11 protein-coding genes are annotated in these 12,917 nt (G+C 63.4%); 3 read left to right on the top strand and 8 right to left on the bottom strand.

The annotated features are described in order from the left end of the window. Positions 1-28: 28 nt before the first annotated feature. The 5 genes from pyrE to clpB all read right to left on the bottom strand — a co-directional run bounded on the left by pyrE (position 29) and on the right by clpB (position 6,191). The gene (gene pyrE, locus ACYP01_RS20115) at positions 29-562 is read right to left on the bottom strand and encodes an orotate phosphoribosyltransferase (protein ID WP_003944385.1); all 534 of its coding nucleotides are present in this window, start codon (positions 560-562) and stop codon (positions 29-31) included. Positions 563-660: 98 nt separating this feature from the next. After that, positions 661-1,461, bottom strand: coding sequence for an SDR family NAD(P)-dependent oxidoreductase (locus ACYP01_RS20120; RefSeq protein ID WP_459681962.1), 801 nt, complete (start codon positions 1,459-1,461; stop codon positions 661-663). Positions 1,462-1,507: 46 nt separating this feature from the next. Next, the gene (locus ACYP01_RS20125; RefSeq protein ID WP_003944407.1) at positions 1,508-2,395 is read right to left on the bottom strand and encodes a hypothetical protein; all 888 of its coding nucleotides are present in this window, start codon (positions 2,393-2,395) and stop codon (positions 1,508-1,510) included. Positions 2,396-2,481: 86 nt separating this feature from the next. After that, positions 2,482-3,480: a hypothetical protein gene (locus tag ACYP01_RS20130; protein WP_459681965.1), complete on the bottom strand. Its 999-nt coding sequence runs from the start codon at positions 3,478-3,480 to the stop codon at positions 2,482-2,484. A gap of 158 nt (positions 3,481-3,638) precedes the next feature. Then, on the bottom strand, positions 3,639-6,191 hold the full coding sequence (gene clpB / locus ACYP01_RS20135) for an ATP-dependent chaperone ClpB (protein ID WP_007726750.1): 2,553 nt from the start codon (positions 6,189-6,191) through the stop codon (positions 3,639-3,641). 182 nt (positions 6,192-6,373) lie between these two features. On the opposite strand from clpB, the gene ACYP01_RS20140 reads away from it, so the two are divergent. Together ACYP01_RS20140 and ACYP01_RS20145 are read left to right on the top strand one after the other, a co-directional pair. Then, positions 6,374-7,570: an FAD-binding oxidoreductase gene (locus tag ACYP01_RS20140; RefSeq protein ID WP_042453449.1), complete on the top strand. Its 1,197-nt coding sequence runs from the start codon at positions 6,374-6,376 to the stop codon at positions 7,568-7,570. A gap of 16 nt (positions 7,571-7,586) precedes the next feature. Next, complete coding sequence (locus ACYP01_RS20145; protein ID WP_003944435.1) at positions 7,587-8,333, top strand: FAD-binding oxidoreductase; 747 nt, start codon at positions 7,587-7,589, stop codon at positions 8,331-8,333. 3 nt (positions 8,334-8,336) lie between these two features. Here ACYP01_RS20145 and ACYP01_RS20150 read toward each other — a convergent pair whose 3' ends face one another. Further along, entirely contained in the window at positions 8,337-9,497 is a 1,161-nt protein-coding gene (locus ACYP01_RS20150; RefSeq protein ID WP_054825589.1) for a globin domain-containing protein, read from the bottom strand. A gap of 235 nt (positions 9,498-9,732) precedes the next feature. Here ACYP01_RS20150 and ACYP01_RS20155 point away from each other — a divergent pair, with 235 nt between their 5' ends. Further along, positions 9,733-10,920: a nitric oxide synthase oxygenase gene (locus tag ACYP01_RS20155; RefSeq protein WP_042924169.1), complete on the top strand. Its 1,188-nt coding sequence runs from the start codon at positions 9,733-9,735 to the stop codon at positions 10,918-10,920. A 6-nt stretch (positions 10,921-10,926) separates the two neighbouring features. On the opposite strand, the gene ACYP01_RS20160 is transcribed toward ACYP01_RS20155, so the two are convergent. Next, entirely contained in the window at positions 10,927-12,312 is a 1,386-nt protein-coding gene (locus ACYP01_RS20160; RefSeq protein ID WP_209922071.1) for a CitMHS family transporter, read from the bottom strand. Positions 12,313-12,405: 93 nt separating this feature from the next. Beyond that, positions 12,406-12,917 (bottom strand): Bug family tripartite tricarboxylate transporter substrate binding protein (locus ACYP01_RS20165; protein ID WP_459681969.1); only part of this gene is annotated, 512 nt, incomplete at its 5' end.

Genomic DNA, 12,917 nt, shown 5'->3' on the forward strand with positions numbered 1-12,917 from the left:
CAGGGACTCCTTAACCACTCACGGGGCGTCAGCTCAGGTTCAGATCTTCCAGGCCCAGCAGCGAGCGGTACTCGACGCCCTCGGCACCGATCACCGCATCCGCACCCGTCGCGCGATCGACGACCGTAGCGACTCCGACCACGGTGGCCCCTGCCTCGCGCAGGGCCTTCACTGCTGTCAACGGCGAATTGCCCGTCGTGGTCGTGTCCTCGACAACCAGGACACGCTTGCCGACGATGTCCGGGCCCTCGATCTGGCGCTGCATCCCGTGGGCCTTCGCAGCCTTGCGGACGACAAACGCATCGATCGGTCGGCCGGGAGCGTGCATCACCGCCATAGCGACCGGATCGGCGCCCATCGTCAAACCGCCGACGGCGTCGAAATCCCAGTCCGCGACCAGTTCACGCAGCAGCGAGCCGATCAGCGGCGCTGCCTTGTGGTGAAGTGTCGCGCGGCGAAGGTCGACGTAGTAATCGGCTTCCTTGCCCGAGGACAACGTCACCTTTCCGTGTACAACAGCCAATTCGCGCACCAGCGCAGCCAAATCCTCACGATCGCTCATGAGTGCTCAGCCTACCGACCACTACCTTGTGTTCGGCTTCTGCCTCTGGGCTACGTTCGGCTTCCGCCTCTGGGCTACGTCCGGCTTCCGCCTCTGGGCTACGTCCGCCCGCGGCCACGTCCGACGATGTTGGTCAGCCGGCGAACCAGCCCCTTGGGAACGAGACGCCCGGCCGTCGTGAGGACCTTGTACTGGAATCCCGGAATACTGATGACCTTGTCGTCACCGAGATCCTTCATCGACGCCGCAACCACCTGGTCGACGCTCAGCCACATCGGCTTGGGGATCGTGGACATCTCGATGCCCGCACGCTTGTGGAACTCGGTGCGAATGAAGCCCGGGCACAACGCCTGCACGCGCACTCCCGTCCCGGCCAACCCGCCGGACAGCCCTTCGGTGAACGAGATGACATATGCCTTGCTTGCCGAATACGTCGAACCGCGGCCGGACAGCAGGCCAGCGACGCTCGCGACGTTGACAATCGTTCCGTGCGCCGACGCGATCATGCTGGGCAGCGCCGCACGGGTCAGCCGCATCACGGCGGTGACGTTGACGTCGAGTTGAGACTGAAGGAGCGCCGGATCGGCGGTCCAGAACTCGCCGGAGGTACCGAATCCGGCGTTGTTCACCAACACCTCGACGCCCTTCTCCAAACGAAGCGCGACCGTGTCGCGTCCGGCCTCCGACGCGAGATCGGCAACCAGAATCTCCGACTCGGTGCCGAACATCGTCTTCAACTCGGACGCGAGGTCGTGCAATCTGACCTCGTCACGTGCGACGAGAACCAGGTCGTATCCGAGGGAGGCGTATTTCTTGGCGAAACCGGCGCCGAGACCAGAGGTAGGTCCGGTCACCAGGGCAACGGGACGCACAGGGCGATCCGAGTGGGAAGTCGACATACCGGCCACGCTAGTGGTTATCGCGCCTGGACGGGAACCTTAAAGGTCAGTCGACCGGGCGAATTGTGCCCGAGCGCTGCGACGCCGGGCGCTGAGCCGGCTTGTCAGCCGCCTCGGGCTTGCGCAGCGATTGATCCGGACGTGGCGCAGATTCACGCGGTGCGGGCTCACGCGGTGCGGACTCACGCGGGGCAAATTCACGCGGCGGAGCGTCACGGGGCGGCTGCTCTTGACGCGAACGGGGCTGTTCTACCGGATCCGGAGTTGGGCGAGACTTCTCGGCGCCCGGCCGCGGGCGGCTCGGATCGTGATCGACCTCGAGTTCGTTGGGATCGGTGACGGGAGGCAGGACATGCAGAATGCCGGACAGGCGCGCAACCGACTCGATTGCCGCGTCCCAGTCCCGGCCGTTACTGGTCACCGGAAGCGAACCGAGCGTCCACTGCCCTTCGCTCCACAGCATGCTGATCGACGGCGGAACCGATTCGGTGAACGCCACCATGCGCTGATCACAGACGCGACGAGCAATCTCGAGGTCCGTTGCAAAGACCACCCGGGAACCGATCGCACCCAACAGGTTCAGGTCGCCGTCCTTGGGCGGAGCCGTCGACTTCAACCGAAGATCGATGTCGACGTCCGACCCGATCTCGCGGCGAACAGCCACGATGGTTGCGGTCTCTTCCAGATCGAACAGCACGAACTGTTCTCCGCGACGGCGGCCGCGGACGACGTCGGTAGCAGTCAGGTAGTCCTGTTTGGCCATGACCGCGCGGTGCCATTCGCCTGCCAACTGATCGTCAGTGGCCGTGTACGTGTAACCCTGCGCCTTGGCCCAGATCTGACGCACTCGCCCGGATTGATCTCGCCTCGTCCTGTCGACGTACAGAAGCGCACCCGCGCCTGCGAGTGCAATTGCTGCCAGTCCGAACCACATTCCAGTCATCACCCTCCAGGGTAGCGACTCGCGGCCTCAACCTCCCGCGACACCCTGGTGGACTCGCCCGATGTGTCGTGAACGACTCAGTTGCCGAACTTCGGCAGCGACGTACTCAGAATCGTGTTGGCGGTCATCGTGCCGTTCTCCACCGGCGTGCCGTCGACGACGATGTTGTCTCCCGGTTGCAGATCGGCGATGGTGGCGCGGTTGAGCGCGATGAGCGTGGTGTCCGCGGTGGTCAGAATCGTCACCTGCGAACCCCCGATCGAATCGATGACCAACGTGCCGCCGTCGTTCGACTTCACGGTGCCGACGGCTCCCCCGGCGTCACCGATGACTTCGCCGAGCCCGCCTGGAAGCTGGCTGAGCGGAGAATCCGTCGTCGGAGTCGGCGCCGTGGTGCTGGCCTTCGGCGGTGTCGTGGTCGGCGCCTGCGTCGTGGTGGTCGGGGGAACGAAAGCGGTCTGGGTGCCCTTGTCGTTCGAGCCGAACGCCGAGAACGCGATGATCGCGATCACGGCGACCAGGATCCCGACCACACCGGCGGCCACCCACGTCGCGAGCTTGCGCTTCTTACCGCCGCCCGACGATCCATCGTCGATGAACGGCTGTTCCGGCGGAACTCCACCGCCACCACCGGCAACCGGATACTGCTGTGTATTTCCGTACTGCTGCGTGTTCCCGTACTGATCCGGGTTCCCGTACTGCTGAGCGGTGTACGGCGGATAGGCCTGCGTCGCACCAGGCGGCGGCGCCTGCGGATCGAACTGCGGGTTGTAGGCAGGGAACGCCTGAGTGGGATTCGGCTGCTGCCCCTGCTGACCCTGCTGCCCCAAATACTCCGTGTTCTGATCCGGGCCCCCGTAGGGATACTGCTGTGCCCCCGGATACTGCTGTGCCCCCGGATACTGCTGTGACCCCGGCTGCTGACCGAAATACTCCGTCGGCTGGTTCGGATTCTGGCCGGACACCGTCCCGTACTGCTCCGTCGGCTGGTCGGGCGTACGCCCCCACACCTCGGTCGCCTCGGGATCCTCACGGCGCGGCCCACCCGAGTTACGCGGATCGTTCTGATCGGTCATGCCTGGCTCACCTTCGGTTGGGACGAAAGAGCGTCGAAGTCGTTCGGAGAGGCGCGGGTGCACTCGTCCCCGGTTCGAGCATCCAGCCATCCAGGGTAGAACAAAATGCGAATGCCCCGCCGATCCAAGTGGATCGACGGGGCATTCCGCTTACCGAATCAGGAGAGAACCAACTGATCTGCGTCCTCGCTGACACCGACGTGCACGGTGTCGCCGTCTTGGACCTTGCCGGCCAGGAGCAGCTTGGCGAGCTGGTCGCCGATCGACTGCTGAACGAGTCGACGCAATGGCCGAGCGCCGTACAGCGGGTCGTAGCCGCGCACTGCGAGCCACATCCGAGCCGCACCGTTCACCTCGAGGGTGAGACGACGCGCAGCCAGACGCTTCTGCAACTGCTCGAGCTGGATGTCCACGATGTGCTCCAACTGCTCCTCGGAGAGCGAGTCGAAGATGACCACGTCGTCGAGACGGTTGATGAACTCCGGCTTGAACGCGTGGCGTACCGCATCCATGACCTGCTCCCGCGTGCCACCGGATCCCAGGTTGGAGGTCAGGATCAAGATGGTGTTGCGGAAGTCCACCGTGCGGCCTTGACCGTCGGTCAATCGGCCTTCGTCGAGCACTGCAAGCAGGACGTCGAACACGTCCGGGTGTGCCTTCTCGACCTCGTCGAAGAGGACCACGGAGTACGGGCGTCGCCGAACTGCTTCGGTGAGCTGGCCACCGGCTTCGTAGCCGACGTATCCCGGAGGAGCACCGACGAGTCGGGCCACCGAGTGCTTCTCACCGTATTCGCTCATGTCGATGCGGATCATCGCGCGCTCGTCGTCGAAGAGGAAGTCCGCCAAGGCTTTGGCGAGCTCCGTCTTACCCACGCCGGTCGGGCCGAGGAACAGGAAGGAACCGGTGGGCCGATTGGGGTCGGCGACACCTGCTCGGGCGCGGCGAACCGCATCCGAGACGGCGACGACGGCGTCGGTCTGGCCGACGACGCGCTTGCCGAGTTCGGACTCCATGCGGAGCAGCTTCTCGGTTTCGCCTTCCATCATCCGGCCGGCGGGGATTCCGGTCCAGGCTGCGACCACGTCTGCGACGTCGTCGGGCCCGACCTCTTCCTTGAGCATCACGTCACCGTCGGAGGCAGCTCCGGAAGCGGCTGCTGCCTCTTCCAGTTCCTTCTCGAGCGCCGGGATACGGCCGTAGCGCAACTCGGCTGCCTTGCCCAGATCGCCGTCACGCTCAGCGCGTTCGGACTCTCCTCGCAGAGTTTCGAGCTGTTCCTTCAGCACGCGCACCGAGTCGATGGCCTGCTTTTCGTTCTGCCAGCGGGTGCTGAGCTGATTGAGCTTTTCGCGGTCGTCCGCGAGTTCCTGACGCAGCTTCTCGAGCCGAGCCTTGGACGCGTCGTCGGTTTCCTTCTCGAGTGCCACTTCTTCGATTTCGAGTCGGCGAACCGTGCGTTCCACCTCGTCGATCTCGACGGGACGCGAGTCGATCTCCATACGAAGTCGCGATGCGGCTTCGTCCACGAGGTCGATGGCCTTGTCCGGCAGGAACCGCGACGTGATGTAGCGGTCCGACAGCGCGGCAGCCGCCACCAACGCGGAGTCGGTGATGCGCACGCCGTGGTGCACCTCGTAGCGCTCCTTGAGGCCGCGCAGGATACCGATGGTGTCCTCGACCGAGGGCTCACCGACGAGCACCTGCTGGAAACGACGCTCGAGTGCTGCGTCCTTCTCGATGTACTTGCGGTACTCCTCGAGTGTGGTCGCACCGACCAGCCGTAGCTCACCACGGGCGAGCATCGGCTTGATCATGTTGCCTGCGTCCATCGCGGATTCACCGGTGGCTCCGGCGCCGACGATGGTGTGCAACTCGTCGATGAAGGTGATGACCTGTCCGGCACTGTTCTTGATGTCGTCGAGGACAGCCTTGAGGCGTTCTTCGAATTCACCGCGGAACTTGGCACCGGCGACCATGGACCCGAGATCCAGGGACACGACGGTCTTGCCTCGCAGCGATTCCGGGACGTCACCCGCGACGATGCGTTGGGCAAGGCCCTCCACGATCGCGGTCTTGCCGACGCCGGGCTCACCGATGAGTACCGGGTTGTTCTTGGTACGACGCGAGAGCACCTGCACGACACGGCGAATCTCGGTGTCGCGACCGATCACCGGGTCGAGCTTGCCGCTACGTGCAGCTTCGGTGAGGTCGGTGGAGTACTTTTCCAGCGCTTGGTAGGTGCCTTCGGGCTCCGGGCTGGTGACGCGAGCGCTGCCGCGGACGGTGGTGAAGGCTTCACGCAATGCGTCCTGGGTAGCGCCATGACGTACGAGCAACTGTGCGACGTCGGAGTCCCCGCCGGCCAGTCCGTAGAGGACGTGCTCGGTGGAGACGTATTCGTCGTCCATCTCGGTGGCGAGGTGCTGAGCAGCAGTGAGTGCCGCGAGTGCCTCACGCCCGAGTTGCGGGGTGGAGCTTGCGCCGGTTGTCTTGGGTAGGCGATCGACGATTGCCTGTGCTTCACGGTGTACGACCGTGGGGTCGACGCCTACAGCTTTGAGTAGTGGGGCAGCGATGCCGTCGGTCTGGTCGAGCAATGCGACCAGCAGATGGGCAGGCCGGATATCGGGGTTACCCGCCGACGACGCCGACTGCAGTGCAGCCGTCATCGCAGCCTGGGTCTTGGTTGTTGGTGTGAACGAGTCCACTTGTCACCTTTCTGGCGAAGTCGAACGGGAAGAGCCGCGACCGGTTGGTATTGCGACTGTGTCAATATGCTCAACGCGGACAAACTTGAGTCTATTCCGCTCAAGTTTGTTTTCGCCAGGCCGAGTTGGTTTCGTAGGTCACATTTTCAGCCGTACTAGAATTGTGGCGAGAGTTGCAGCTGGTGCGAAAGGGGGATGGATTGGATCCGACAGTGATCGCCCGTCTGCAATCCAGCCTCGATTCTCTGACCGACGACGAAGAGAGCCGTGCGCACTTCTCGGCAGTGTTCTACACCGGCCTCTTTGCGGAACATCCTCTGTACCGCTCATTGTTCCCGGCCGGGATGGAATCGCAGGGCCACCGTTTCTTCAGAGCCATCGAGTTCGTCGTGAAGAATCTGCCCCAGCATCGCCGAATCCGGAAGTTCCTCACCCAACTCGGCCGCGACCACCGTCGCTACGGCGTCGAGCGTGAGCACTACGAGGCCGCCGGCGTCGCTCTGAAGCGTGCGGTTCGGTCGATGTACGGCACGAGCGCGCACAGCCGCTACAAGTGGACGCCGGATCTGGACGAGGCCTGGTCTCAGTTCACCGACCTCGTCGTCGGCACGATGGCCGACGGCGCCGAATCCGATACGACCCCGGCGCTCTGGGGCGCAACCGTGGTCAGCCACGAACGAGTCCTCGACGATCTGGCGATTGTTCGCCTCGAAGCCGACCCACCCATTCCGTACGGGGCGGGGCAATACGTAGGTGTTCAGATTCCCCAGCGCCCGAAAATGTGGCGGTATTACTCACCGGCGATTCCGACCAACCCTTTCGGTCAGCTCGAGTTCCACATCCGCAAGGTGTCGGGAGGATGGGTCAGCCCCGCGATCGTCAGCGAAACCAACGTCGGTGACCGCTGGGTCATGTCCACTCCCCTCGGCGGTCTCGAGGTCGACTTCACCAGCGACCGTGACGTTCTCATGATCGGGTCCGGCACCGGTATCGCTCCACTGCGGGCACAGGTGATGGAAATGTCTCAACGCGCGCACAACCCGCGCGTGCACCTGTTCGTCGGCGGCCGCTATCCGTGCGATCTCTACGACCTCGAAACCCTCTGGCACATCTCGCTCAGCAACCCGTGGTTGACCGTCGTACCGGTTTCCGAAGAACCCGAAAACCCTTGGTGGCACAACGGACCGGTGCTCGAACCACCGTTCGGAATGCACAGCCGGCTGATCGGACCGATCGGAAAAGTGGTCGCGCAGTTCGGCTCGTGGGCCGACCGCCAGGTGCAGATCTCGGGGTCACCGTCGATGATCAAGACAACCGTCTACGCCTTGCGTGCCGGCGGAACTCCGCTCGACCAGATCCGGCACGACCCGCTCTACTGACTACAGGAGAACTTTCATGGCCCAGCGAACCTGGTCGAGCACAGTCGTCGAACATCACCGTCTCCGTGAGGATCTGGCGGTTGTTCGTCTTGTCGGCGACGTCGTCCCGTTCCGACCCGGCCAGTACGTCGACGTCAGCGTCCCGCAGAATTCGCGGTTGCTCCGTCGACTCTCCCCCGCACTGCCTCCCTCACACGACGGGAAGTTGGAGTTTCACGTCAAGACGGTTCCCGGCGGTTGGGTCAGCGGTTCGATAGTCAAGGACACCCAGCCTGGTGACGTCTGGCAGATCCTCGACCCGCGCGGCAACCTGTCCGTCGACGAGAACGGCCCCACCGTCATCATGGTCGCGGGCGGAACCGGTTTGGCCCCACTCCGGTCGATCATTCTCGATCTGGCTCAGACCCCGAACCCGCCGCAGGTGTACCTCTTCTTCGGTGGCCGAACGCTTCGTGATCTCTACGCTGCGGACATGCTGTGGCTGCTCGCCGACCAGTTTCCGTGGTTGCAGCCCATTCCTGTCGTCGAAGATCTCTCCGACGGCGGCCCGCCCGACGGATGGTTCGACCGGTTGAACGTCGACATCGGATTCGGCGACGATCATCTCATCGAAGGCACGCTCGCCGACGTCGTCGCGTCGTACGGTGCGTTCACCGAACATCAGGTCCTGGTGTGCGGATCGGCGGCCATGGTTCGGTCGACGCGTGATCGATTGATCGAGGCCGGAACGCCGGCCGAGGTCATTCAGTTCGATCCGTACTGACGGTCAGTACGTCGGGTCGTTGCGAACGGTATCGACGTCGATGCCCACTGCGCGAAGCCTGAATTTGGTGCTGTTGACCATGGATTCGCTGCCGACGACCTGGATGTCGTAGCCCGCCCAGTCCCCGAACGAGGTCACGACCTTACCGACCTTGCCGACGATGCGCCGCTTCATGCCGATCGGCGGCAGTGGCTCCGCTTCGGTGTGCCACCACGGATTCTCGTCTTCTTCGGAGACCGGGATGATCGTGAGCCACGGGTACTTCTCTGCCAGCTTCCACAGATGTGGAAGGTCGTAGAGATCGCACGGATGCTGTCCGGAGTAGAACAGTTGGACCTTGCGGGTGTTGCCGCGTCGGATCAGCTCGAGTATCTGAGCGCGCAGCGGAGCCACTCCGGTTCCCGACGCGATCATCAGAAGGTCCTTGGAGTTCTCCGGAATCCCCAAGGCACCGATGGGCGAACCAACCACCCAGGTGTCACCGACAGCGGTCTGGTTCACCATGACCGGGCTGACCCACCCGCCGGTGACCTGGCGGATGTGGAACTCGAGGATTCCGGTCCCGTCGTACGGCGTGGCCGGAGAGAGGTAGCGCCACATCCGTGGCCTCGCGGCGACCTGCACGCTGACGTACTGACCGGCGCGGTACTCCATCGTCTGGTCGAGTTGCAGCCGCACGACGGCGACGCCCTTGATGACCGGGCGGCATTCGACGACCGTGGCACTCCACGCGGGCGGACCGTCTTCCGCGTTGGCGGCGTCCATCATCGCTGCCGAGATGATCGCGAGCGCGTTGCGCCACGCGCTGTCGACCTCGTCTGTCCACATTTCGGCGCCACCGAAAGTCTCGAGTGCTTCGATCAGGGCATTGCCGACTGCCGTGTAGTGCTCGTCGGTGACGCCGTACTTGCGGTGATCGCGGCCGAGCTGCGCGAGGTACTCGAGTATCGCGTCGGACTCGTCGAGGCGTTCGACGACGTGAGCGATAGCGCTGACAAGCCGGTCACGCTGCACATCCATCGCTGCCGGAAAGAACTCCCGGGTTTCGGGCGATCGAGCGAACAGGATCGAATAGAAGGTACGGGCGAGCCGTTCCGGACCATCTTCTACCGCAGCGACGGATTTGAAGCTCGACCGGACCAGAGAGATTGCTTGCGAATCCACGCTCATCCTCGTCCCGACTAGACGCGGCAAGACCCGCCGCGGAATTTCGTCTGCAGCTTATGTCACAAATGTCTGACTCGTAAATCATTCTGGACAAGTGTCACAATGCGACCCCATTTCGCGGTGTGACCGTCCCTTTCTTATTCTTGCGTGCAAGATAAACAAGAGCTTCGACACTCTCGATCGCCGAGCTAACGTTCAGCGAAATCTCAACCAGCCAAACAGGAGTCGTGCCGTGGATTTTGTTCGACAGGACGAATTGCCCACCGATAGCGGGCTTACGTCCCAGATCGCCTCCACTACCCCGACGCTGACCGAGCTTCAACGTCGGGAACTCGAGTGCGTCGAATTTTTCGACTCTCCGGAACTGGGCCACCTCCCGACGTCTCGGCGGCGTGAGGCCTTGCGTGAACTCCATCGGACCGGCACCTACACGCACACAGCGGAGGAATTGCTCGTCGGCGCCAAACTCGCGTGGCGAAACCACGCCAGGTGCGTCGGTCGCGCGCATTGGCGGACCCTCAAACTCATCGACGCGCGCGATGCCGTCACGGCTTCCGCTCTCGCCGAAGCATGCTGGGAGCACCTGCGACTGTCGACCAACGGCGGCGCTCTGCAGTCCGTCGTGACGGTCGGGCCACTCCCCCGCGAGGACGGTCAGGAGTACCGAATCCTCAGTCCGCAACTGATCCGCTACGCCGGCTACCGGCAGCCTGACGGCACCATCCTGGGCGACCCGTGGCACGTCGATCTGACTGCTCAGGTCACCGCGATGGGGTGGAAAGGCGCCGGTACGCCGTTCGACGTTCTCCCCGTACTGATTTCGGTTCCCGACGAACCCCTGCAGTACTTCGACGTCCCGACCGACCTGGTTCTCGAGGTCGAGATCGAACACCCCGAATACAGCTGGTTCGCTGATCTGGGGCTTAAATGGCATGCCGTCCCTGCGGTCTCGGACATGAACCTCGACATCGGCGGAATCGTTTATCCCTGCACGCCGTTCAGTGGTTGGTACGTCAGCACCGAGGTAGGCGCACGCAACTTCAGCGACACCGATCGCTACAACATGTTGCCCACCATCGGAGCGATGATGGAGCTCGACATGAGCCACGACCGCACGCTCTGGAAGGACCGCGCACTGGTCGAACTGAACCGTGCAGTTATCCACAGCTACCGCAAGGCCGGCGTCATCATGGTCGACCATCACACTGTCGCAAAGCAATTCATCGATCACATCGCGCGTGAGGACAAGGCCGGGCGCAAGTGCCCGACCGACTGGTCATGGGTGAACCCGCCCATGTCCAGCTCGCTCACGCCGACGTTCCACCGCCTGTACGACGAGCCCGATCTCGACATCCGGCCCAATTTCGTGACAAAAAAGAAGAAGGGCACCGACCAAGGCCGGTGCCCCTTCCACAACTGATCGCGCTCAGAAGGGGATCTGCCCCAATCCGACGCCGACCACGAGCATCGTGATCGAGATCAGGCCCGCTCGCCACAGAACCTTCTTGTGGTGATCCGCCAGAGAAACACCGGCGAGTGTGACCAGTAGCAGGATCGCCGGGACCAGCGGGCTCTGCATGTGCACGGCCTGCCCGGTGATCGAGGCGCGCGCCATCTCCACCGGCTCGATGCCGTACTGCGCTGCAGTCTCGGACAGCACCGGCAGCACACCGAAGTAGAACGCGTCGTTGGTCATGAAGAACGTGAGCGGGATACTCAGGACGCCCGTGATGACGGCGAGGTGCGGGCCCATCGCGTCGGGGATGACCTGAAGCAGCCACTCTGCCATCGCCTCGACCATGCCGGTTCCCTGGAAAACGCCGGTCAGCACCGCTGCTGCCAGCACCATCGCGACCACCGAGACGATGCTCGACGAATGGCGTGCGATTGCTTCACCCTGATCCTTGACCGCCGGGAAGTTCACCGCGAGGGCGATCGACGACGCGATCATGAACAGCACCGGGATGGGCAGGATGTCCATCACGAGTACGACGAGAAGGATCGTCGTCAGCGCAGCGTTGAACCAGAGCAATTTCGGCCGCAAGGTGTCCCGCTTGGGGTCGAGGCCGTCGATGAATCGTCCGGTGTCGCCGCCGTCGTCCTCGGAGTCGTTCGAGCCGCCGGTGCCGGCGCTACCGGTGCTGGAACTTCCACCGTTTCCGACCTTTTCGAGGATGCGCTCAGAAGTCAGGACCAAAGTCCCGATCCTGCGGCGCTCCATGATCCCGAGGTGAATCGCGAATCCGAGCACCATGATCAGGCCGACGATCAACGACGGCACCATCGGCACGAACACGTCGGAGGGTGAGAGTCCCAGCGCGCTCGCGGCCCGGACGGTCGGGCCGCCCCACGGAATGATGTTCATCGTCGCGTTGGACAAGCCGGCGACCACCGTCAGTACAACGGGACTGACACCGAGTTTGAGGTAGAGCGGAAGCAGCGCCGAGGTCACGATGATGAAGGTCGTCGAACCGTCTCCGTCCAGCGAGACCACCATCGCGAGCACTGCGGTTCCGACCACGAGCCTCATCGGATCGTCTCGCACCATCCGCAAGATGAGCTTGACCAGCGGATCGAAGAGGCCGACGTCGATCATGATTCCGAAGAAGATGATCGCGAAGAACAACAGCGCCGCGGTGGGTGCGAGCGACTTGATGCCGTCGGTGATCATGTCGCCGATTCCGAGGCCGGCCCCGGCAAGTAGTCCGAAGGCCACCGGAACCAGAGTCAGTCCCACCACCGGGGTCGCGCGTTTGGTGAGGATCAGGAACATGAACACCGCAACCATGAGAAAGCCGAGTGTGACGAGCATGATGAACTCCTTTAGTGCTGAATTGCCGAGAAAAACGGCACGGCAAATCGAGCCGGTGACCTTCGTGGAGGTGAAACGAAACTTCGGTAGTGCTCAGTTGATACCGGGCGGATCGAGTGTTGCGTCGACGAACCGGGATTGATCGGTGAGGAATGCGGAGAACTCGGGTTCGGTGAGAACTGCAGTGTTCCAACCGTTTCGGCGAGACAGCTCGTTCCAGCGCGGGCTTGCCGCCAGATCCCGCACCAAATTCTGCAAGTGCTGACGCTGATCGTCCGTCAGGCCCGGCGGCGCCATGAGGCCGCGCCAATTGGTGAACGTGACGTCGACGCCAGACTCCGCCATCGTGGGCGCATCCACCGCCGGGGTACGGGCCGGCGAGCTGACCGCAAGGACCCGAACCGTGCCTGCCGCAATCTGATCGAGGTACTCACCGATACCGGTGGCGGCTACGTCGACCTGCCTCGTGAGCAGTGCGGGAAGCAGTTCGCCGCCGCCGTCGTAGATGCGGTACGGGGAGCGCGACGGATCGACGCCGACCGCCCGTGCGAACAGAAGGCGGAACAACCCGTCCGGTCCACCTTCACTCGAACCACCGCCGATCG

The organism is Rhodococcus sp. no. 34 (genome assembly GCF_054589475.1).

Coding starts and splice junctions, on each gene's coding strand:
- pyrE (WP_003944385.1), bottom strand. CDS start 562: ATGAGCGATCGTGAGGATTTGGCTGCGCTGGTGCGCGAATTGGCTGTT.
- ACYP01_RS20120 (WP_459681962.1), bottom strand. CDS start 1,461: ATGTCGACTTCCCACTCGGATCGCCCTGTGCGTCCCGTTGCCCTGGTG.
- ACYP01_RS20125 (WP_003944407.1), bottom strand. CDS start 2,395: ATGTGGTTCGGACTGGCAGCAATTGCACTCGCAGGCGCGGGTGCGCTT.
- ACYP01_RS20130 (WP_459681965.1), bottom strand. CDS start 3,480: ATGACCGATCAGAACGATCCGCGTAACTCGGGTGGGCCGCGCCGTGAG.
- ACYP01_RS20145 (WP_003944435.1), top strand. CDS start 7,587: ATGGCCCAGCGAACCTGGTCGAGCACAGTCGTCGAACATCACCGTCTC.
- ACYP01_RS20160 (WP_209922071.1), bottom strand. CDS start 12,312: ATGCTCGTCACACTCGGCTTTCTCATGGTTGCGGTGTTCATGTTCCTG.